The organism is Lentibacillus amyloliquefaciens (assembly GCF_001307805.1).
GTDB lineage: Bacteria > Bacillota > Bacilli > Bacillales > Amphibacillaceae > Lentibacillus > Lentibacillus amyloliquefaciens.
In genome coordinates this window covers 170,609-193,308 of the sequence record NZ_CP013862.1, presented here as the reverse complement: position 1 = coordinate 193,308, position 22,700 = coordinate 170,609, and the positions used below count along the sequence as shown (strand labels likewise).

Genomic DNA, 22,700 nt, shown 5'->3' with positions numbered 1-22,700 from the left:
TTTTTAATAATCAATACAGAAAGCAATCTGCATAAAACTTATTTGTGTTTGAACCACTTCAATTTGAGGAATGGACTATTGTAGACATAAATTATAGACATAATTTCAAAAGGAGGATATACATTGGCATTGAACGTTACACAGAAGCTGATTAAAGACCATCTTGTCTCAGGAAAGATGGAGACGGGTGCAGAAATCGGGCTCCAAATCGATCAAACCCTGACACAAGATGCGACAGGAACCATGGTCATGCTGGAGCTTGAAGCAATGGGGCTTGATTATGCAAAAACTGAAGCCTCCGCCCAGTATGTTGACCACAACCTGATTCAGGAAGATAACAAAAACCCGGATGACCATCTGTTTCTGGAAAGTGCAGCCCAGCGTTTCGGTCTTTATTACTCAAGACCCGGAAATGGTGTAAGCCATCCTGTACACATGCAGCGTTTAGCAATCCCGGGGAAAACATTGCTCGGTTCGGACAGCCACACATGTGCCAACGGTTGTATGGGGATGCTGGCAATGGGTGCCGGCGGTATTGACGTTGCGATGGCAATCACCGGAGAGCCAATTTACATTAAAATGCCGCAAGTTATGGGCGTCAAATTAACCGGTGAACTGCCTGATTGGGTAAGTGCGAAAGATGTTATTCTTGAAGTACTCAGACGCCATGACGTAAAAGGCGGTGTAGGAAAAATTATCGAGTATTATGGTCCGGGCCTTGATAATTTATCTGCCATGGATCGTCACGTTATCGCCAACATGGGAGCGGAACTTGGTGCAACAGCGACCGTCTTCCCTTCTGACAATGAAGTCAAGCGATTCCTGAGCATGCAGGACCGTGAAGATGATTGGGTTGAATTGACCGCAGATAGAGACGCGACATATGACATACATGAAGAAATCAATCTTTCTGAACTGGAGCCATTGGTTGCCAAACCATCCAGTCCCGGAAATGTAGTCCCTGCCAGAGAACTTGCAGGAACTCCGATCTACCAGTCTTACATCGGTTCCTCAGCTAACCCGGGGTATCGTGATTTTGCCATTGCTGCTGAAATCGTAAAGGATCGAAACATTGCAGGTGGCGTATCATTTGATATTAACCCGACATCCAGACAGATGCTCACAAACCTTGTTAAAGAAATGCATATCGCAAGCCTGCTGCAATCAGGCGCAAGACTTCACCAGGCCGGCTGCAACGGCTGTATCGGTATGGGTCAGGCACCTGCTTCAGGCCGGAACAGCTTACGGACAACACCGCGGAACTTCCCCGGCAGATCCGGGACCAAAGAAGACAGCGTGTTTTTATCAAGTCCTGAGACGGCAGCAGCTTCTGCGTTGACCGGGGAAATTACCGATCCAAGAACATTGGACTTCCCTTATCCGAAAGTCACTGATCCAAGTGAGCCAAACGTCGATAAGCGCTTGCTTGAAGAACCGTTGCCGTATGAAGAAGCACAAACGAAAGAACTTGTAAAAGGACCGAACATCGCGTCTATACCTGCAATGGATAGTTTACCGGATAAATTGAACGTCCCTGTTCTATTAAAAGTCGGCGACAATGTTTCAACTGATGAAATTCTTGCCGGCGGCGCCCGTGTTCTGCCATATCGCAGTAACCTGCCGGAAATCAGTAAATTCACTTATGAAGACGTTGATCCGACTTATGTTGACCGGGCAAATGTTTCCAAAGAAAAATCAGGCCACGCAATTGTCGGCGGTTTTAACTATGGTCAAGGGTCAAGCCGTGAGCACGCTGCACTGGCACCAAGATATCTGGGCTTGCGTGCCGTACTCGTTAAAGACTTTGCCCGCATTCATTGGCAAAATCTCGTCAACTTTGGCGTGCTTCCACTCAAACTCGTGAACGAAGAAGATTATGACAAACTTAATAAAGAGGACCAATTACAGTTTGAGGATTTGCGCAATCAAGTGGAAAACCATGACACAATCAAATTGACATTGCCAAACAGTGGTGAAGAAATTACCGCTGAACATAATCTGTCCGATCGCCAGCGTGAAATTATCGTAAGCGGCGGTCTGATTAACTGGATTAAAGAAAGACAAGAAAAAGAAAAAGCATAAATAAAAAAAGATGCGCCCGCTGGCATTAACACCAGCAGGCGCATCTTTTTTTCCCTTCTCCCCTACGCACGTCTCCGCATCAACCACAGAAAATATGGCGCGCCAATAATCGCAACCAGTATGCCGGATGGAATTTCATTTGGTGCCAAAAGCGTCCGGCTTAAACAATCAGCAATGACCAGTAACACACCGCCTGTCAGCATCGTCACCGGAAGCAAACGCTGATTGGAAGGCCCGACAAGCAAACGTGACAAATGCGGCGCAATCAGACCGATGAATCCAATTGTCCCTACCGCAGCCACACTGAATGCTGCCAGTAATGTCGCTATTAATGCCAGCTGGAACCTTACTGACATGACTTTCAGACCAAGCCCCTTCGCTGTATCATCCCCTAATGATAATGTATCAAGATTCCGGATTCGGATTATTAAAATCGGCAATAAAAGCACAACCGGCCATATCAGGTAATTCAATAATTCCGACCAGCCTGTTGCATATGTGGTGCCTGAGAGCCAGGTCAGTGCTGATGCCACATTCATATCAGCCTGAACGACCAATATTTGAATAATCGCCTGACCGAATGCAGACACACCAATCCCAAGCAAAGCTAAAATAGTCGGCTGAAATTTCGCTCGTATCGCCATAAGCATGACAAATATAAAAAACAAACATGCGCCAATGATAGCTCCGACAGGTATCCAGACAGCTGCCACACCGAATACATACATCGTCAAAAGCGCGCCAACCCCGGCGCCGGATGTAATTCCGATGACAGAGGGGTCTGCAAGCGGGTTACGCAAAACACCCTGGAAAACAAGCCCACTTGCGGCCAAAACCATTCCGCTGATCAGTGCCACGAGTGCTCTTGGCAATCTTAAATCCATTACAAGGCCAAGCATAAATTCATCCGTGTCACCAAAGAATGCATTCCATAACAATACAGGCTCAAAACCGTAATTTCCGGAGGCTAAGCTAACAAACATGGTAATCACTATAATCCCAAGCAAGATTGGAATAATGCGTTTGAGCGGCCAGCTGACGGATGCTTTTCCTGCAATGACTGATGTGTTCTCATCGCCATATTTATTTCGTTTCATCCTTAAGACAAGGTAAATAAGCCATGGAGCTCCGATAAGTGCTGTTATCGCCCCGACAGGCAGTTCTGAGAATGATGGATCAATGATTCGTGCCAGGACATCCGCGAATAAAAGAACATTGCCTCCCCAGATAAATGATGCAATGACCAGCGGCAAATGTTTCCGGTAGCCAATAAGCTTAATGATATGCGGTGCCACAAGGCCTACAAATCCGATCGGTCCCACCACACTGACTGTCACAGACGTCAACAGCACCGCCGCTGTAATGGAGGCAAATTTGACGATGCCCACATTCTGACCAAGGGCTGTAGCAACGTCATCCCCCAGCGTCAGGGTATCCAATTTGAAGGTCATCAGAACGATCACCAGGAGTCCGATTGCGACAATCGGTAAGGAAAAATGAACACCGCTCCAATCATTTTGGACAAGTGTGCCGGAACCCCATAAGAACAGACCTGCAGTCTCATTTTCATAGAAAATCTGCAAAACACTTGTTAACGATGAAAACAAGAAGGTCACAATCATTCCGGCAAGCACCATACGAACAGGTGAGGCATTACTGCCGCCCGACAATGTAAACACAATCAGAAAGGTGACAATACCGCCCGCGAACGCTGCAATGATGCCATTTCCAATCAGTGCTGCCGGGAAAAACACCGTGCAAAAGACAACAGCAAAATATGTCCCGGAATGAATCCCAAGCGTGCTTGCAGATGACAGCGGGTTTTTCGTTACCGTCTGCAAAACAACACCGGCCACAGCCAGTGCCCCACCGGCGATTATCCCCATTATGGCCCGCGGCATGCGCAGTACTCTTACCGTATGATGTTCGAGCGTATCTTCAGGTGCCAGAATCGCGTCAATCACCGTTCCAGCGGAAATGGAGACACTGCCCTGATTAATGTGAATATATGTTAAAATGCACAAAAGCGCGGTTCCACCTCCAAAGGTGAGAACCGCAATCATTAGTTTTCGAAAACTGCTCGTCATCCAATCACTCATTTACCATAGCATCAACCAGCTGTTCCGTAAGCACCTGATTTGACAGCACACCCCCGAATGTCCACGTATCACCGGGCAGCTGATGTGTGTTGCCGTTTTGTACAAAACTCAAATTTTCCCAGGCCGGATTTCCTTTGAAGTCTGATTCAAAAATATTGTCATCTTCCTGAACAATATACAGAAATTGTAAATTCTCGTTATCTTGGAAATTCTGCAGTGCTTCCAATGTCACTTCAGAATATCCGTACACTTCCGGCTCTTCGGTCTCATACACATTTTCAAGACCCAGCTTATTCATAATCTGGCCTACCATGGAATTAGCTGTGAACAATCGTAAGGTCGGCGTATTTTGAGCAGTGAATGCCTGTGTTGCCAAAAATTGGGACCCCTCCAGGCCTGCTTCTTCAATACGCTGTTTCTGCTCATCAATAAATGAATTCAAATCAGAAACAGCTTGTTCCGCTTCTTTCTGTTTATCGACGATTTTAGCGAGTGTTTCCATTTCATTAATCATATTCTGATAATGATCCTGTATGGCTTCCTCACCATATGGCGCGAATGTTACAACGGGCGCAATGTCTTTCAGCTGATCCAAATATTGCTCATGACGGAATTTAACCGCAATAATCAATTCAGGATCCTGACGTCTGATTGCCTCCAGATTCGGTTCCTGACGTGTGCCGACATCTTGAACACTGTCGCCAAATTCCTTATCAATGTTCACCCATTGATCGAATCCTTCCAAATCAGCGACACCTGCCGGCTGAATACCAAGTGCCAGAAGATTTTCTGCATACGTCCATTCCAGTGCCACAATATTTTCAGGGGTGCCTTCAATCGTTTGTTCCCCCATCGCGTCTTCTATCGTGACTGTCCGATCGCTGTTATCGGCTTCACCTGAATCAGCTTCATTGTTTTCTTCACTGCTATTATCATTACCGCCGCATGCAGTCAGAATTAACAGCAGCAGGGCCAGTGACATAAGTATTGGTTTTTTCATGTTTCCCGCTCCTTGTCCGGTTGTGTCTATTAAACTGTCAGATGAACCTGGTTTGCCAGGCGCTTTTCGTTTATATGTAACCAGCATTCTCTGACAAGCGTGTCCCAGTCAGAACTATAACTGATAAGGATTATCATTATCAGTTACTATGGTACGTGGCAAGGTGTTCCCTGTCAAGTTGCATTCTTAGCGTTCGTCAATTCAACAAATTTATTTTCATATTTTCGCTTTGTCTTCTGATCAGCGGTATTATCAAAAAATGCAATGACATCCGCAAGCGCATTCTCCAATAATTCGCTGTCTTTAGTTAGTTCAAGCTTATCAATGGCATTTTCATAACTGTTGCCGGCTTTCTTGAGATTTGGCTGCTCCATATGTTCAAGACAGTACGCATATTGCATATAAATCATACCGGCTTTGCGGTGAGATGACTGATTCAAGCGCTTATAAATATTGATGGCTTTCTCATAATAAGGCACTGCCATAGTCAATTGGGACTGTTCAAAGTAATAGAAGGCCATCTCAGTCAAGGCCTCTGCATGAGTGATTTTGTTCTCCAAAGAGGAACCTTCAAGCAAGTCCAGTGCCTCCTCCAAATATGGATAAGCCTTTTCATTTTCGTTCTTACTGCCAAATGTTTTGGCGATTGTCACCAGACTGTTGATTTTAAGGTCCTCATTTGAGTCACCGGCCATGTCAATGAGGTTGCTTAAATAATGCAGTGATTCATCTGCTTCATTTCTCATTGAATACATCATGCCGATTTTGAAATGGAGGTATAAAATCATATACTGATCCGGTGATTCATCACCTTGAAAATATGTAAGACCTTTTTTAAAGTATTTGATAGCCCGCACGTATTTTTCCAGATTTTCCTCAGCTTCAGCCAGTACCAGATAGCCACGCGCCAATTTAATCGGATCTTGTTCACCGTTTTCTTCCATTTCCTTAACAGCTGCACTCAGGATTCGGCGTGCAAGTTTAAAATCACACATATATGCCATTTCACCAAGCAACATCCATTCAATTGTCGAATCTTGATACAACTCTGTTATGATTTCTGATGAAGCCTTTGCTTCACCAATTTCCGAATGACTGATGGCTTCAACCATTCTCAGTTTATCACGAAGCTCCCGGTTCAAATCCTCGTTCGATCTTAAGTCAGCCGATTTTGTCAAGACATTCGGATAATGGCCGCGTTTAAACTCTTCCAGTAATTCCTCAAGCTCTGCTCTATATTCAGAGAACATATTATCCTGAAAATGCTCATTCAAATCCAATATATCCATAACCAACCCCCTCCCCCATAAATACTAACCAAAAGACGGGATAAAATAAAGCGAGACTGTATTCAGCGGAATTGATTTTTCATTCCGCTGAATGCTAGTTGAGCAGAATCAGGCATTTAGGGACAGTTAACCGCCGTTCTCCGGCGGGTTACTGACCGTTACATGCGGGAGAAAAGCGAAACGCTTCCCAGTGCTATTTCGTTATCGGGGTTCAAAGGCAAGAATCCGGATTGTCATGTTTCCCTTGTCAGCTGAAGCGCGGATTAAAATCGGATGCTTTGACTCATTCGTGAAGGCAAAATCCGGTCCGTACCAACTGACAGCAGCATCGCGTCCTGAAGGTACATACGGCACACTCCGGCTGTGCGAATAACGCTCCGTAATCTCAATACCCTTTAAATCCACTGCATTATAAAGGGTTGAGGAAACCTGGCAAATACCCCCGCCAATATCTTCGGACAGCTCACCCTTGACGATGACCGGCGCTCTTTTGTATCCCTTGTCTTCTGTCCGTTCCCCAACGACATCATTAAATGAAAACTGCTCATTCGGAAAAACGACATGATTATTAATCGCTTCTGCAGCGATTTCAATATTCCGTGAACGCTCTTTATTCCTTGTCTTGAACTGTGTCACGTAATTGCCAATTTCATGTTCACGAATGTTTGCCAGCAGTTCACTGTCGACGCGCGGATAGACCTTCCTGACAGGCAATGTTATTTTGGCAGGAGACGTACTGTCATAAAAATAATCATAAAACATGTTACGGAATTTAATGCGGTCCAGTACCCGGCCGGGTCTTTCTTCTATGATGTCGCCTTCATCATCTAATTTCGCATTCACAGGTTCTTTTTTCACCTTTTCATTGATAAGATCCATTTGTAAATCAAGTTTCGTATCATCAATTAATAAATCATCAACAAGCTGCAAGGCAAAATCCTCTTTTATTAATTCATCAACCACCTGTCCCTCGTCTGTGACGGTCAAGGGCACTGATGACAATAAAAAAGACAAGATAATGGTTATCAATCGACCACCTCCTGTCCTGTAGTATTTGATATAAATGAAAAATCATGAGTGCATATAATGTCAAATTGAAGAGTGCCCCTGTTCAAAAGTGATATATCATAGTTACCGGACTTTTTGAACAGCTTCTAAAATAAATAAACCGCAAAAACAATAAGGGACGCCACAATCGTTACAGTGTAAATAATCAGCTGCAAAGGAACGTTGGACTTTAACGATGAGGATTCATATTCATGGGACCGTCTTAGCTGATCTTCTACTGTGTCCCCTTCTTCTTCATACTTTTTCATTTTGTTTTCTTCTTGTTTAAAAGCAATAAATGTACCAGCTATCGCCGCAATAAACAGAACCGCCAGCAATATAAATAATTCAATACCCATAAAAACCTCCCCCCTACCTGCCAATATATATGTTTTTGATTGCATGGGCAGTGATAATTATCACAAATTCACGTAAAAAATGTTAGTTGAACAGAACCGGACATTTATGGGCAGTTAGCCATCGGTTTCTGGCGGGTTACTGCCCATTACATGTGGGATAAACAAACAACCACCGCTGTTCGCAAGGGTGGTTGTCTGTACATCGTTTTGTGCGATTAACGGAAATCTCTTGTATCCTCGAGGGCACGTGTTGCTACCGTATAACCTGCAATTGCTGCCAGTGCAGCCAAAATGACATATAAAGTTCCGTTTTTCATAAACAAGTCCCTCCTTGATTAAATCATGCGAAGTTTGCCTTTTTTCAGGATAAGTTTCGGTCCGCCGAGCAAGAAAAGATAGCGGTTGTCGATGACCTTTTTCATCGAGACGGCAGGTTTGCCGTAAAGTAAATTATCATTGAATACCGTTCCCATCGCATCAGCTTTACCAAGGGAAGCGACAGTACCTTTATCATCAAATACAAATTTACTTAGTGGTTCATGACGCAGCAGACCTTTAATATTGTTTGCACATGTATCAGCATGCTGCATAGCTGCCTGTGCTGTCGGTGGGAATGGTTTTCCTTCTTCTTCATTCATGACCCATGCACAATCACCAATGATGAAAATGTTGTCTTCATCCGGAGCCCGCAAGTCACCGTCTACAGTCACTTTGCCTTTTGTAATTTCAAACCCGGATTTAGACAGAACGGAGCTGCCTGTTACACCGCCGGTCCAGACGATTGTTCCGGCTTTGATTTCTTCAGTGTCGTCGCCTTCTCCGATGACAAAGCTATTTTTCTTACACTCGGAAATTTTGGCGCCTTCCCGGAATTCCACACCACGATCAGCCAATGATTTTTTCGCATATTGAACGAGATCTTCATTAAAGCCCGGCAATACGCGCGGTGCTGCTTCAACGTTAATGATGCGGACTTTGCTTCGGTCAATATCATATTTCCTGCAAAGTTCGGGCACTTTTTCAGCTAACTCACCGACAAACTCGATGCCTGTAAAGCCGGCACCGCCAACAAGGATGGCCAAATCTTCATCTTTAGGGTTGTCAGCTGTGCTGTACTTGGCAAATTGATATTCAATATGTTCCCGAATCATGCGGCTTGAGTCGATGTCTGTGATGGAAAATGCATTTTTTCCCATTCCTTTGATACCGAATGTATTCGTTTCAAAACCAAGCGAAATTACCAAATAATCGTATGTAATTTCACTATTTTTCAATATGACGCGATTGTCGTCTTTTTTCACTTCGACAACCTCATCATAAATCAAGTTAACGCGGTTCGGATTAATAACGTCACTGATTATCATGCGTGCCTGGTTCTGGTTTCTTGTACCAGCAGCTACTTCATGGAGCCATGTTGTCTGGTAATGATAGTTATGTTTATTAACGAGTACGATCTCTGCTTCTTCCGGGCTTAATTTTTGCATTAATCGTTTAGTTGTCATCATTCCGCCGTAACCGGCGCCAAGAACGACAATTTTTGGTTTACTCATAGACAAATCCACCTTTCCTGTTTGATTACAGTGCTTCTGTTATAATGGGAGATAATTGACATCATGCTTATCATATCAAAACTATTCTTTTTAGGCTAGCAATTCAACACACTGACAGGCGTTTTTTGTCAAAAAAAGCGAAAAACGCCTCAACTGCATGCGAGGTGACTTATGAAAACATTCACAATAAAACAGCAGGATCGTTCTGTTGTGGAACTCGGTAAAGCTGATAAACAGATGAAAAAACTGATTAATATTGTCGGGGATCTAACCGTCAGCACAAGGCCGGACTACTTTAAATCACTCGTGCGCGCCATCACGGGACAGCAAATTTCAGTCCAGGCAGCAAGCGCAATTTTCAGCCGGCTGGAAAAACTGCTTGACAACCGGATTGAGCCTGATGCCATTCTGAACATCCCGGATGATGATTTGCGTTCGATTGGCTTATCAAGACAAAAAATACGATATTTACAAGACCTGACTGCAAAAGTTCATGCAGGCATACTGGACTTCACCCGAATAGAGAAAATCACTAACTCTGAAGCAATTAAAGAACTGACAAGTATTAAAGGAATTGGTAAATGGACCTCTGAGATGTTTTTAATCTTTTCACTCGGCCGGATGAATGTGCTCGCAGTTGATGACATCGGCATTCAGCGCGGGGCAAAATGGCTGTATGAAGTGGACAAGACCGAGCGCCGACAGATTTTGCTTGATAAACGGCCTGTCTGGGACCCTCACTTGACCATAGCTTCATTTTATTTATGGGAAGTTGTCCATTTAGGATTTGATAAAAAGTATCAGTCGATTGACGACATCACATGATATTTGGCTAACAAGCTGATCATTCAGGATTTGTGAACTTTAACATTCCGGCAGGACGCCACATTCATGCGAATTCAACGCCTTGTACCGGTTCCCGTAATTTTGACACTCACATTCACGTTAATCGGCATCTCCGAATAAGTTGATTTAAACTGTTCCTTGTTATAATTTCGGTTGCTGCTTTTGACTGCCCCTTCAATATCAAGTGGGTCAATATCCAATTCCTGAAGGCGGCTGATTAAGTTCTCTCCCCTTTGTTCAATATCCTGTTTAATATCCTTTTCAATCGCTGTCAGTTGATTTATAATTTCTTTTCCGGTGTATTCCCTGACAACGCCCCGCAGCTTCACATTAAATGTTACTTCACCACTTCCGCCTGTCGGTTCAAAAACCACATCTTTATCTGATTCAACATTCTCAAGTGCTACAATATACTTGTCATTTTTAAATTGATAGTTTCCATCACTGACATTTTGATAAAGCAGTTTAAATACATCTGCTTTATTGATTGGCAGTTTATCAACATACTTGTCATCGTCAAACAACGCGATTGCCGTTAATGCAGCGCTTTCATCTTCAACACTTAACATCGGTAAAAAAGGATCACAGGTTTCACTCATCAAAGCGGATTGAAATTCTTTTAAATTCGTTTGCGGCAGATTACCGTGCCGTATATTATGATCAAATAAATCGTTAAAGAAAACACCCCTGCCCTTACCGGTTTTGACTGAATTGATCAGCGCGTGTGCTGATTCTTCTGCCACTGCAAGGTTTAAGGTGCCGCCAATCGACGGGTCTCTTGTCAAATATTCGATAAAATCCTCAACCCCTTGTTCGGCTAACTCCCGGTCATAAAAAGCAATCTGCAGCTTACCGTTCAGCAAACGTTCGGTAGCTTTTGCATTTAAATTAACCCGATTCTCATATACCGTTGCAGCAGTATCCGAGTAGATAAAATCTTCTACTTGAGCTTCCTGCTGGTATTTCGGTGACACAACCGTTTCCTGGATCTTATTCTGGTCAATCGCATCGTACCCAACTACTGTAATCATTTGAATCCGATCGATTACTTTGGCCGGCATCTGATAATTAAACAGCAAGCTGACTATCACAAACACGAAAAAAGTAATATATTTAAGATACATTTTTCCGCACCTTTCTGCGAATGAAATTGATAATCAATAAAACGGGGATGTAAATGAACAGGAATACGAGTCCAATTTTTCCGGCCGAATCATTCAGTATATTAACACCTTCTCTGCCCATGGATATAACACTGGCTATGTACAAAATTCCGAGCAGAACAGCAGCCACTCTTTTATGCTGAAATCCAAAGGTGCGGTGAACTAAACGTGTGGCCGCCCACATAAAGAGAACGACATTTGGCAAAATCATAAAGAACAACGTGGCAATCCCAACGTATTCAAATCGCTCCATGAATGGAAATTCAATGATTTTCCAGAGCCCTAGTGCCGGCCAAATGACTTCTTTCAACTCATTCTGATTATAAAAAACATACGTGGTCAGACAAACGGCCACATATATCACCGTCGTATAAAGATTTCCGTAATGAGCGTATTTTTGTGATTTACCGGCGTCACGTATGTACGGATAAAAAACGAGAAGCGCCGAAACGCCCATGAAATTCAGAACAGCTAAGGTCGATGACTGCATGATTTCCGTGATGGAATGATTCATCATTGGCAGTATATGCGTTATATCGGCATGTTTTAACGGGTAGAGAAGCGTCAGGTTTAATAAAAACGGATAGACAACACCGAGAAAACATACACCGACAACCGTTCGAAATTGATCGGATATCGTATAATAAATCAATGGAATCAGCAGCATTAAGAATGCCCAGACTTTTAAATGCGGAAACATCCAGACCTGGATAATCTCGACATACGTACGAAGCACAACGGTTGCCATCAAAAGCAGATAGACCGTGAATAGAAGTGTCAAAAAGTTACCGAGCCACTTACCATAGGTAAATTGATGGATGGCAACAATATCCCCTTTTTCATCATGCTTCAATAGCTGATACATAATCCATATGACGACACTGACACAAAGACCGGCAACAATGAGTGCTATCCAGGCATCATAACCGGCGTATTTGTTGATGATACTTTGAAACCCCAGTACCCCGACACCCATTTGTGAAGATGAGATGAGAAAAAGTACCATTAGCGGCGTGACTTTATGTTTGATTGAAATCATCGTCTATCCCTCTACTTGTTTTGTTCTTTGTCAATCGGCCGTTTAACTTTACTTGGACGCACTTGAAACGGACGTTTGTTTTGCATGTTAAACGGCAAACGGATCAAGGCATCTTTAAAATCCTGCAAACGAAAAGGAAATATCGGCGCAAAGAACGGTCTTCCCAGCGATCTCAGCCGCAGCAAATGCACCATAATATAGGCAATGGCAATCGCCAAACCAATCATTCCGTAAACGCCCGCAACGATAAGTAATGGGAATCGGATAAGCCGGATCGTGTTACTCATTTTATATACCGGGGTTGTAAAAGACCCCAAAGCAGCCAGTGCCACAACAATCAACAGTACGTTACTGGTCATCCCCGCTTCAACAGCCGCAGTTCCGATAACGATACCTCCCACAATACCGATTGTCTGGCCGATTTTGGTGGGCAGTCTGGCACCCGCCTCGCGCAGCAGTTCAATGGTGAACTCAAGGATGAGCGCTTCCAGAAGTGGCGGAAAAGGTACTTGCATTCTGGAATGAACGAGTGTAATAAGCATCGCTTGTGGTATGATTTCAAAATGATGTGTCATGACCGCAACATACAACGGTGTGATTAAAATTGAGAAAAAAACGGCAACCAAACGAATCAGCCGGAAAGCTGAAGCTGTCATCCAATTTAAGAAATAATCCTCAAACGCCGAAAAAAATTCAATCAATGTTGTCGGCGCGATTAAAGCATGCGGCGAACCGTCAACGGAAATCACAATCTTTCCCTCGGCTAATACGGCAGCAACCCGGTCAGGTCGCTCCGTATCCAAAAGCTGCGGGAATGGCGAATTTTGATTATCGGCGATTGTCTGCTGAATAAATGAACTGTCAATCACTTGATCAATGTCCACATTTTTGATCCGCTGAACCGCTGTATTGACATTTTCCTCATCAGCTATTCCGTCGATTGAAAGAACTGCAACCTCTGTTTTTGTGATGGTGCCGACTTTTAATTTTTTAATATTTAATTCAGGAATCGCCAACCGTTTGCGAATCAGATTCAAATTCGTATCGATGTCTTCAACAAACGCTTCCTTAGGACCCACCACACTAAATTCGATTTCCGGTATGGAGACATTTCGCTTTTCATCCAGCGGCAGCGGAATGAGCAAATAGGAAGGGCTGGCATTTCCCATATAAATAAATGTAAAACCTTTGACTAGCTTTTCCGGAATCTCGCTTGCGTCATTGGTCAATTCGGTTTTCGTAAAAGGGATAAATTGATCCAATTCGTTTAAATCGTTGTATATGTACTCCTGGACACGCGGCAGAATATATTTTTCAAGCTTTTCCGGATCAACCGCGGTTTTTAAATAGCCCAAATGCATGGTGTCCTGATTATGTTCATGGTGATAATGAATGAAGCCATCTTTGTTCTTTAACGTTTTTAATAACTTATCAAAATCCCGCTGTGCTTTTTTTTGTGGTGCTTTTTTATTCATGGGAACATCCTTTTAAGAAACTTTCACTTCCGCGTCGTCTTTCCAGAGATCAGAAATAACCAATGTCACGATTTAAAGTTCACTTAAAAAGAGATACTTTCCTAATCTCATAAAATAAACAATTGTCGTAGTTGTAGTATGAAATAATACGAAATTAATATTCACCGGGCTCAGGAATCAATTGAATGTTGCATTCATATAGCGGATAGATGTGGCAGGCTTTATAGAATTATTGGTATACTGGTTAAACGCTTTTCTGTAAAAAATGGTAAAAAGTTTCAAATCATATACATATTTTCGCGTTGCGTGCGACATGATAATGACGGAGCGTTAATCAGCTCAATACTTTAACTGGAGGTTATACGTAATGGCACAACAAAACCAGAACCAACAGATGCAGCAAGCTGTTCAGCAAGCACAGCAGGCGCAGCAAGCAGTACAGCAGGCTCAGGCAAGCGCAGACCCGCAGCAGTTGCAGCAAGCGCAACAGCAAGTTCAGCAAGCTGAGCAGCAACTTCAAAATGCTCAACAACAAGCAGGGGCTCAGCAGAACCAGCAAGCGCAACAGGCACAACAACAGCTGCAACAGGCGAAGCAACAAGCAACTCAAGCTCAACAGCAGCAAAACAACAACCAATAATATGAATTGACATTAATAAAAGGGAGCCCGCATTAAACAGGCTCCCTTTTATCAATTGTGTGCGATCATCCTAATTATCTCGTCCTCTATATCCGGTCCATCTTCTTCATCAAGCAAGTTGTTCAGCATGATGGAAAAAATCAGCTGGTCTCCCTGAGTTGTCTCCACATAACCTGAAAGTGTGCTCACGCCATCAATCGTACCGGTTTTGGCTTGAACGTTTTGACCCTCCATCCGGTCGTGCAATGTCCCCCGATCATCCTGTCTGATTCACCGCTTACCGGAAGTGCGTTCAGGTATGTATCAAACCAAGGTTCCTCTTGTGCGGCATGCAGCAATTTGGTGATGTCATTGGCGGGGATAAGGTTCAGATGCGAAATACCCGAACCATCCCGAATGGTGAAGTTACGGGGATTCATTCCGAGTTTTTCCACTTCTGTTTCAACTGTTTCCAGTCCTTTTTCCCAGCTGCCTTCGTCTTGTTTAACCTTCCCCATTTCCTTAACGAGCATCTCCGCATGTGTATTATTGCTTAATTTCATGAATGGAACGAACAGCTCTGAAAGGGGCATTGATTCGTGTATATATAATTCATCTGCTTTTTTCGGCGCCTGGCCGAGTTTCACATCACCGCTCCACGTGATTCCCTGTTTCTTCAGTGATTGCTTAAACAAATCCAGCGCATAACCGGTCGGTTCCCAGACAGCCATCCATTCCTTAACATTGCCTGACGAGACCGGTATGGTACCGTCAATCGTAATCGTATTCCGGCCGTGAATCCGATTCAGTGTCAAGTCCTCGTCACCCTCTGCAACTGTTTTGGCATGATTTCTTACCTGGACATAGTCCGTTTCAGGCATTACTGTAATCGCCGGCTGCTCGCCAACATCACCCGGCGCTACTTCAACAGTGAGCGTCCCGGCGTCAAAATCCTTATCAGGTGAAGCGGTTAAAGCAGATATTTGCGCACCATAGTACCAGTGCTCATCGCTCCAGATAACATCAGGCGACAGCCTAACATCATCATACCATGTATCATCAGCAATAATATCCCCGTTAATCACATCAATCCCCTTTTCCTTCACTTTTTTCGCAAGCGTGTCAAAGTCCTCAGGGAGCAGTGTCGGGTCTCCTTTACCTTTTAAATAAAGATCACCGTTCAGTTCATTGTTTGATACAGATCCGTCAGCCAGCACTTCTGTGGTAAATCTGTAATCCTCACCCAATACGGAAAGTGATGCGGCAGCTGTCAATAATTTCATATTGGAAGCCGGGCGCATTCGGACGTCCCCCATATGATCATAAATTTTATCTCCCGTGTTAGCGTCACGAACACTTATCCCCGCAATTGCTCCCTGCAGCTTCGGCTCACTTTCAATCAGCTGATTCAATTTTTCTTTCATATTGTACGCCTCTCCTCCACTATCTGTCTGCTCCGATTTATTGAGGGCAAACGCCCCTATCGAAAATATAATCAGAAAAAGAAAAAGTAACCCGAAGCTGTAATATTTCGCGCGCATTCTATCACCCCGACAGTCCTTACAAGGATATTTCGACATTGGTGGCATTAATTCCTTTTTTCATTGCCTCTCAAAATGATGAACCTAAGGTGAGAAATTTATACCATAAGGAAGAAAGGCTGAACACAACACGTCAATAACCAATGCCTCCCAAAACCAATATCCTGTTGGCCTGTGAACATAGAGTTCGTCTCGAGTCTAACTAAAAGCGAGTAATTTCGATCTGCGTCATTAGAGAGGGGAGACTCTATCATAAGCTTATGCGTTTTGTATCACACTTTAACAAAAAAAGAGCCTCTTATAAGACTCTTTATAATCTGTCTGTGCTATTCTTTTAATTTACGATCAATCGTGCCTTCATGGTAATCATCAGATACTTGTTCGTGCGTTTCTGCCATGCCTTTATCAAACTGCGTATTGCCGGTATAATTTTCAGGTTCAAAATTTCTTTCAGCAATATTTCTGCTGTCTTCCGGGTTAACCTTATTATGCTTTTTTGCCATTGAGGCGACCCTCCAATATATCTTTTGCTATTAGTATGCTCTTGTTTTGCATTAATACTGTATCCTATTTTTGGCAGCAGTAAACGCCTGCTTTTCAATTGATTATTGCTTGTTCATTAACGGATCTGCTCCGGCAACCCGGTGAGGGTGTGTGTAAACGTTCATCTTCCCTTTCCTTGCAAAACCGATGACAGTTATTCCTAAATCATCTGCCAGCTGAAGCGCTAAGTCAGTTGGAGCCGACTTGGAAAGGAGTATGCCTGAACCGATTTTCGAGATTTTCAATAGGACTTCTGAAGACACACGGCCGCTGAATACAATCAATTTATCTTTCATCGGTATCCGTTCTTGTATAATACACCCATAGAGTTTATCAAGCGCATTGTGCCTTCCGATATCAGTCCGGAGAACCAGCGTTTTTTCAGGTGTGGCCAAAGCAGCATTATGCACCCCACCGGTACGAATAAATTGATCTGAGGCTTGTTGTAGTTCATTCATTAATGCATAGCACACTTCAGCTGATACAGAAAGCTTGCTGTAAATGGTTTTGGCTGTCTGAACATCATTTTTAAAATAAAATTGCCGGCTTTTCCCGCAGCAGGAACCGATAAATCGTTTTGAATACTGCTGAAAGGAATCAATGTTTTTATGAAGCTCGATATAAACAAATCCCTTCGTATCATCGAGATGAATCGTTTTGATCTCATCATAAAAACGAATAACACCTTCTGATGCGAGAAAGCCAATGACCAGTTCCTCCATATCTGTTGGTGAACATACCATTGTGGCAAATTCTTCGTCATTTAATACAACAGTCAACGGAAATTCAGTAGCGATTTCATCATTCATAGAAGACGGTTTGTGACCATTAAAACGGATGACTTGCCAATCATTGTGATTTGTTTCCACCATGCCATCACCTTCTAAATATTTTATCAGCATTCACTGTGTATCATGTTGTGTGTATTTTTTAAATTCTGTCAATTAAACGTAACATGAACACTGCGAGAGGACAAATAATTGAACAATTCAACCTGGTTTTGATTTCGTTGGCCTTCTGAAACCTGATATTTTTAAACGATTGTACAGCAGCCTTTCTTATCTTTTCATAAATTTCGTTATAAGCGGGCTGACCTGGCCGTATAATTCACCGATTTGCTGAGCAGTTGCAGTAATTTTATCTATATCTAAATTTCCCTCCGGATCGCGAAATTGATTGATCAGTTTTTGCCCTTGAGATGGCTGGTTCGAAATGTGCACTGGCTGCCGGGGTGATCGCATATGAGGGCGCGGCGGCATTGGCGGCTGCGGTCTTCCGGGATGAAACATGATAACACCTCCCTGTGATGATTCTGCTATATCCTATTCATCCGATGCCTGAAATGAAAAGGTATTTGTCTATGATCAGCTTGCCGAACAAGATCGTAATGTAAGTTGCCGTGGCAATCAGTGTAAATAAAACGGCATAAATCGGAATCACGCCCAATTCCTTTTATCTGGGAGTGTGCCTATGTCAATCTGCATTCACCTACATATATTATTAACAAACGGTTATTGGAGGTGTTTTGGAATGAGTGACTATGCAGGCGGAGCAGGATACGGCGGTGGCTTTGCCTTAATCGTCGTTCTATTCATCCTGTTGATTATAGTAGGCGTTGCTTACGTTGGATATTAATAAATAAACCAACCCTAAAAAATCAAAACAACTTAGAAGGAGGGCTGCAAATGGGTTCTGGATCTAATCATGGATACGGACACGGTGGTGGCTACGGCGGCCAGGTAGCCGGAGCCGGCTATGGCGGACCTGGATTCGGCGGTGCCGGATTCGGTTATGGCGGCTATGGTGGCGGTTGCGGCCATGGCGGCGGCCGTGGTTTTGCGCTAATCGTTGTATTGTTTATCCTGCTGATTATCGTTGGTGCAACGTGGTGCTAAAACTAAAAAAGAAGCGGGCTTCCCTTTTTATAGAAAGCCCGCTTCTTTTTGCTATTATAATGGTATCTTAGTAAAAACATTCGTCTTTATTCAACTCAGCCAATACCCCGGGTCATTTTTACCGGACTTTTTAAACACGCACTAATTGCAAATTTGACCATTAATGGATTTCAAAAAAAGAAGCTGTCCAGCAAGTGAAACAGCTTCTCTTTCGTCTTATTTTTAACTCGCATCCTGATTGTGAATCTGCCGGACAATTTCTTTTTCCTGTTTCGGCGGCTTCAGAAACAGTGCCAAAATAAATGCGAAAAAGGCAAGGATTGTGCTGCCCATAAACGCCCATTCAAATCCAACAACTTGCGCAAGTCTTCCAGTCAGTTCCGGAGACGTATCTGATTCCGGAGCAAAACTATTCGTTCCCATAGCGACAAGGGTCACAAGAATCGCTGTACCGATTGAAGCTGAAATTTGCTGCAGCGTATTCGCCATGGCAGAACCGTGTGCATACCATTTCGGCGGAAGCTGGTTGAGCGCAGATGTCATAACAGGCATCAAAGCAAACGACAAACCAAACATACGGATGGCATAAATAATTGTCAAATACATAAATGACGTTTCCAACGATAATCTGGTAAACATAAAGGTTGTAACCGTCACAACACTTAAGCCAATCAATGCCAGCCACTTAGCTCCAAACTTATCAAACAACCGGCCGGTAATCGGCGACATAATCCCAATTACGATTGCGCCAGGAAGCAGCATCAAGCCGGATTGTAATGGCGTAAATTGCAATACATTTTGCATGAACAGCGGCAGCAGCGTCTCGGCCCCAATCATCGAAATCAGAACCGTCATCGTGATGACAATAGCCAAAGTGAAAATCCTGAATTTAAAAACACGGAATTCAAGCATTGGTGTTTCCAGTACAATCTGCCGCCAGATGAATAATCCAATCACGAGAATACCGATTATAATCGAGATAATGACAACAGGACTGGTCCAGCCACTTTCCGATGCGATACTGAAACCATATAAAAATGAACCGAAACCGACTGAAGACAATATAATCGACAAGACATCGATCTTTGGTTTCCGAAGGTCGGTCACATTCCTCAGGAAAAGCGCTGCAATTGTAATGGTCACAGCGACAATCGGAAGAACGGTGAGGAACAATGAACGCCAGGAAAAATATTCCAACAAGAAACCGGACAACGTAGGCCCGATCGCCGGACCAAACGCAATCACAATCCCGATCATTCCCATCGCTGTCCCGCGCCGTTCAACAGAGATGACTGCCAAAAGAACCGTCATCAACAACGGCAGCATAATTCCGGATCCCGAAGCTTGGACGACCCGCCCCAATAGAAGGATAGGATAAACCGGAGCGATGGCTGCAATGACAGTCCCTGCACCAAACAACGCAATAGCGGTTAAAAATAAGCCTCGTGTTGTAAAACGGTCAATCAGAAAAGCAGAGACGGGTATCATAATCCCATTTGTCATTAAAAATGCTGTGGTCATCCATTGAACTTCTCCCTGCGTTATGCCAAACGCTTCTTGAATCGTTGGCAATGCGGTAGCCAGTAATGTTTCATTTATTATGCCCATAAATGCCCCAGTCAGCAATGCAGCGATCATCAACGCTTTTTGTTTCGGGGGCAAATTCCAGGAAGTTGCTGTATCACTCATGTTAAATCCCCTTTCCATACTTCCCATGTTGTTAAAATAGATGTTAGTTTTTCTTTTAGATTCGGACGGCGGTAAAGCTGAGCGAGTAACGCATCGACCAGAAATTCCCGCACCTTTTCCTGTCCGAGTTCTTCAATCAATAAATCAAAAGTTTGTATATCTTTTTCGAAGGATGAAAATGTTTCTGGTTCCCTGTCTAATTCAGTGCGAATCGCATCCAATTGAAGCTTCAAGTCCTCCTGAATCGAAGCACGGCTATCACCGCTTAGACTGCCCGGCAATACCGGAAAAATATTTTCATCGTTTGCCACAATCGCCTGAAGACATTCTGCAATAAAATCTCCCAGCATATCCAAAGGCAAATCCGTTCCCTGCCAGATGATCTTCATCAAATAGCTGTGGATGATACCTTCCATAACGACTGCCAAATCACTTAAATAGTTTTTAGACTTTGACCCGAACGCTTCCAGTAATGCATACTTACGCCATTCATGAAGCTTATGCTGTATGTGGTCCAGTGATTTTGGAACAGGTCCTGTGTCATTAGGAGAAAAATCGGTCACAATGGCATGAAAAAAGTATCGATAGTCGATTGATTTTTCCAGTTCAATAGTAATTTTCTTTTTAAGCACCAGTAAAGGCGATTCTTTTAAATCTTCCGAAAAGCGATCTGCTTCCCGAAACATTTCATTATAATAGCGCTGTAATAATTCCAGAATCATGGTTTCTTTAGAATCAAAATGTTTATAAAAACCGCCCTTGGAAATTCCGGATGCACGCGCGATATCCTCTACAGACGTTGCGTGAAAGCCGTTTTCCTGAAACAATTGGACAGCCGCATCCAACATTTCTTCTCTTCGCTGCCCCATCATATCCTCCTTTTTGACCAGGTAGTTACTTTTTGTGAATTTAAAGTCACCGCTGTATCATACCATATGAAATTTTAAGACACAACCGATTAAAATAATTGAACATTTCAAGTTTAATTGCTGCATGAATTTCGTTTGAATGTACATATTTGAGGCGGCTGCCTGACGTCTTTATCGCATACAAAATGCCAGGACTCATCATCCTGGCATTATCTGTTTTGATTTTTTCTTTGGCTCTACACTTTTTCCAAAAAATTCTTCAGCACATGAACAGTCTGCACGCAATCATTCATATCAGACCACTCATCCGGATTGTGGCTGATACCGTCTTTGCTTTGTGTAAACAGCATGGCGACCGGCCACCTTGCGCCAATAATCATAGCATCATGTCCAGCTCCGCTTGGCAGACGGTATGGCCGGATGTTTTTTTCTCGAAAAGACGTCTCCAGAAGCTGCTGCTTTTCGTCTTCAATCGGGACCGGTGCAACACGCATTTTCTCGACATGCTCTATATTCACCTGGTGCTTGTCAGCTGTCTTCTCTGCCAGTTCCAGCACCTTATCAACAAGATTGTCTCTAGTCTCCTTAAAAATATCACGAATATCGGCATAAAGCGTCACACTGCCGGGAATGACATTCACGCCGTTAGGCTCAGCATCGATTTTCCCGACTGTCGCCACCGCCGTATCGCTAATTAAAGCCGGGAGCTCGTGTACGCCTCCAATAAATTCAGCTGCAGCCACAAGAGCGTCTTTCCGGTCCTTCATGGGTGTATTCCCGGCATGGCCAGCTTCACCGGTAAATGTCAATTCAATCCAGCACGGCCCGGCGATCCCGGTTACTATTCCACATGGCAAGCCTTCACGTTCCAGCTGTTTCCCCTGTTCAATATGGACCTCGACAAACATGTCAATTTCCTCTTGGTCACGCTTTGCGTCTAAATAGTCATCGACACTTAGGCCGATATGTTCCAGCACGTCTGCAAAATTTAATCCATTGTAATCGACAAGTTTTAATTTGTCCTCGATATCGCTCTTGCCGACAACTGCCTCACTTCCATGCAGTCCGCCATTGAACCTGGCCCCTTCTTCATCCGTAAAAGCGACAACTTCATATGGTCTTTCAGGCTGATACCCGGTTGCTTGCCAAGCTTCTGCTACTTCCAGAGCGGTCAGAACACCCAACGGTCCGTCAAAGTGTCCGCCGTTCGGAACGCTGTCAAGATGTGAACCGCTCAGCAACGCCGGCAGTTCATCGTTCTTACCGGGCAGACGTCCGAATACATTGCCTGCTCCATCATGGCGCACTTCAAGCCCAGCGTCTTTCATCCATTTAGCTGCCAGGTCTTTTGCCTTTTTCTCTTCCCCGGAAAAACCCGGACGGTGTGACCCAGAATCTTTTGTCAGTCCGATTTCAGAAATCGCGTCAAGCCGTTCAGCCAGCCTCTCACCGGAAATACCGTCAAAGTTATATCCTGTATCATAGCCTCTCATTAAATCGTTATACAAAATCCCCACTTGAAAGCCTCCTTAACTATCAAAAAGACATGATATCACCTATTTCAGATAATATCATGCCTTAGTTGATAACGCATA

At 43.6% G+C, this 22,700-nt stretch carries 20 protein-coding genes and 1 pseudogene; 4 read left to right on the top strand and 17 right to left on the bottom strand.

The annotated features are described in order from the left end of the window. The first annotated feature begins 123 nt into the window (after window positions 1–123). Entirely contained in the window at window positions 124–2,082 is a 1,959-nt protein-coding gene (locus AOX59_RS00950) for an aconitate hydratase (RefSeq protein WP_068440533.1), read from the top strand. Window positions 2,083–2,144: 62 nt separating this feature from the next. On the opposite strand, the gene AOX59_RS00945 is transcribed toward AOX59_RS00950, so the two are convergent. From AOX59_RS00945 to AOX59_RS00920, 6 genes are all read right to left on the bottom strand, one after another. Further along, window positions 2,145–4,181, bottom strand: coding sequence for an iron ABC transporter permease (locus AOX59_RS00945; RefSeq protein ID WP_237049341.1), 2,037 nt, complete (start codon window positions 4,179–4,181; stop codon window positions 2,145–2,147). Further along, window positions 4,174–5,181 carry an ABC transporter substrate-binding protein gene (locus tag AOX59_RS00940; protein ID WP_068440530.1) on the bottom strand — a complete coding sequence of 336 codons (1,008 nt, stop codon included), beginning with the start codon at window positions 5,179–5,181 and terminating at the stop codon, window positions 4,174–4,176. The genes AOX59_RS00945 and AOX59_RS00940 overlap by 8 nt, the downstream gene beginning before the upstream one ends. A gap of 173 nt (window positions 5,182–5,354) precedes the next feature. Beyond that, window positions 5,355–6,470 carry a tetratricopeptide repeat protein gene (locus tag AOX59_RS00935; protein WP_068440527.1) on the bottom strand — a complete coding sequence of 372 codons (1,116 nt, stop codon included), beginning with the start codon at window positions 6,468–6,470 and terminating at the stop codon, window positions 5,355–5,357. Window positions 6,471–6,671: 201 nt separating this feature from the next. Beyond that, complete coding sequence (locus tag AOX59_RS00930; RefSeq protein ID WP_068440524.1) at window positions 6,672–7,499, bottom strand: VanW family protein; 828 nt, start codon at window positions 7,497–7,499, stop codon at window positions 6,672–6,674. A 125-nt stretch (window positions 7,500–7,624) separates the two neighbouring features. Continuing rightward, window positions 7,625–7,876: a hypothetical protein gene (locus tag AOX59_RS00925; RefSeq protein ID WP_068440521.1), complete on the bottom strand. Its 252-nt coding sequence runs from the start codon at window positions 7,874–7,876 to the stop codon at window positions 7,625–7,627. Between the two features lie 335 nt (window positions 7,877–8,211). After that, on the bottom strand, window positions 8,212–9,426 hold the full coding sequence (locus AOX59_RS00920; protein WP_068440518.1) for an NAD(P)/FAD-dependent oxidoreductase: 1,215 nt from the start codon (window positions 9,424–9,426) through the stop codon (window positions 8,212–8,214). A gap of 171 nt (window positions 9,427–9,597) precedes the next feature. Here AOX59_RS00920 and AOX59_RS00915 point away from each other — a divergent pair, with 171 nt between their 5' ends. After that, window positions 9,598–10,251 (top strand): DNA-3-methyladenine glycosylase family protein, encoded by a 654-nt coding sequence (locus AOX59_RS00915; protein WP_068440515.1) that lies wholly within the window; start codon window positions 9,598–9,600, stop codon window positions 10,249–10,251. A 74-nt stretch (window positions 10,252–10,325) separates the two neighbouring features. On the opposite strand, the gene AOX59_RS00910 is transcribed toward AOX59_RS00915, so the two are convergent. From AOX59_RS00910 to AOX59_RS00880, 8 genes and pseudogenes are all read right to left on the bottom strand, one after another. Continuing rightward, window positions 10,326–11,369, bottom strand: coding sequence for a Ger(x)C family spore germination protein (locus AOX59_RS00910; protein ID WP_169792843.1), 1,044 nt, complete (start codon window positions 11,367–11,369; stop codon window positions 10,326–10,328). A 16-nt stretch (window positions 11,370–11,385) separates the two neighbouring features. After that, window positions 11,386–12,474, bottom strand: a complete 1,089-nt coding sequence (locus AOX59_RS00905; RefSeq protein ID WP_068440507.1) for a GerAB/ArcD/ProY family transporter — start codon at window positions 12,472–12,474, stop codon at window positions 11,386–11,388. Window positions 12,475–12,485: 11 nt separating this feature from the next. Beyond that, window positions 12,486–13,949 carry a spore germination protein gene (locus AOX59_RS00900; protein WP_068440503.1) on the bottom strand — a complete coding sequence of 488 codons (1,464 nt, stop codon included), beginning with the start codon at window positions 13,947–13,949 and terminating at the stop codon, window positions 12,486–12,488. A gap of 347 nt (window positions 13,950–14,296) precedes the next feature. Further along, window positions 14,297–14,602 carry a hypothetical protein gene (locus AOX59_RS19945; protein ID WP_169792842.1) on the bottom strand — a complete coding sequence of 102 codons (306 nt, stop codon included), beginning with the start codon at window positions 14,600–14,602 and terminating at the stop codon, window positions 14,297–14,299. A 38-nt stretch (window positions 14,603–14,640) separates the two neighbouring features. Beyond that, a pseudogene (gene dacB, locus AOX59_RS00890) lies at window positions 14,641–16,109 on the bottom strand (D-alanyl-D-alanine carboxypeptidase/D-alanyl-D-alanine endopeptidase). 326 nt (window positions 16,110–16,435) lie between these two features. After that, window positions 16,436–16,612, bottom strand: coding sequence for a YozQ family protein (locus AOX59_RS19040; RefSeq protein WP_082684078.1), 177 nt, complete (start codon window positions 16,610–16,612; stop codon window positions 16,436–16,438). 102 nt (window positions 16,613–16,714) lie between these two features. Continuing rightward, a complete protein-coding gene (gene fdhD / locus AOX59_RS00885) occupies window positions 16,715–17,524 on the bottom strand; it encodes a formate dehydrogenase accessory sulfurtransferase FdhD (RefSeq protein ID WP_068440498.1) in 810 nt (269 codons plus the stop codon). 186 nt (window positions 17,525–17,710) lie between these two features. Next, complete coding sequence (locus tag AOX59_RS00880) at window positions 17,711–17,941, bottom strand: YppG family protein (RefSeq protein ID WP_068440494.1); 231 nt, start codon at window positions 17,939–17,941, stop codon at window positions 17,711–17,713. A gap of 241 nt (window positions 17,942–18,182) precedes the next feature. Here AOX59_RS00880 and AOX59_RS19035 point away from each other — a divergent pair, with 241 nt between their 5' ends. Both AOX59_RS19035 and AOX59_RS20530 read left to right on the top strand, forming a co-directional pair. Further along, window positions 18,183–18,287, top strand: coding sequence for a YjcZ family sporulation protein (locus AOX59_RS19035; RefSeq protein ID WP_082684077.1), 105 nt, complete (start codon window positions 18,183–18,185; stop codon window positions 18,285–18,287). A gap of 50 nt (window positions 18,288–18,337) precedes the next feature. Next, complete coding sequence (locus tag AOX59_RS20530) at window positions 18,338–18,547, top strand: YjcZ family sporulation protein (protein WP_068440490.1); 210 nt, start codon at window positions 18,338–18,340, stop codon at window positions 18,545–18,547. Window positions 18,548–18,769: 222 nt separating this feature from the next. Here the strand turns inward: AOX59_RS20530 and AOX59_RS00870 are convergent, their stop codons facing one another. The 3 genes from AOX59_RS00870 to AOX59_RS00860 form a co-directional block, all read right to left on the bottom strand. Beyond that, a complete protein-coding gene (locus AOX59_RS00870) occupies window positions 18,770–20,236 on the bottom strand; it encodes an MDR family MFS transporter (protein WP_068440486.1) in 1,467 nt (488 codons plus the stop codon). Next, a complete protein-coding gene (locus AOX59_RS00865; protein ID WP_082684076.1) occupies window positions 20,233–21,108 on the bottom strand; it encodes a TetR/AcrR family transcriptional regulator in 876 nt (291 codons plus the stop codon). Before AOX59_RS00865 ends, AOX59_RS00870 begins: the two co-directional genes overlap by 4 nt. A 233-nt stretch (window positions 21,109–21,341) precedes the next feature. Continuing rightward, complete coding sequence (locus tag AOX59_RS00860; protein ID WP_335338764.1) at window positions 21,342–22,622, bottom strand: M20 family metallo-hydrolase; 1,281 nt, start codon at window positions 22,620–22,622, stop codon at window positions 21,342–21,344. Window positions 22,623–22,700 lie beyond the last annotated feature (78 nt).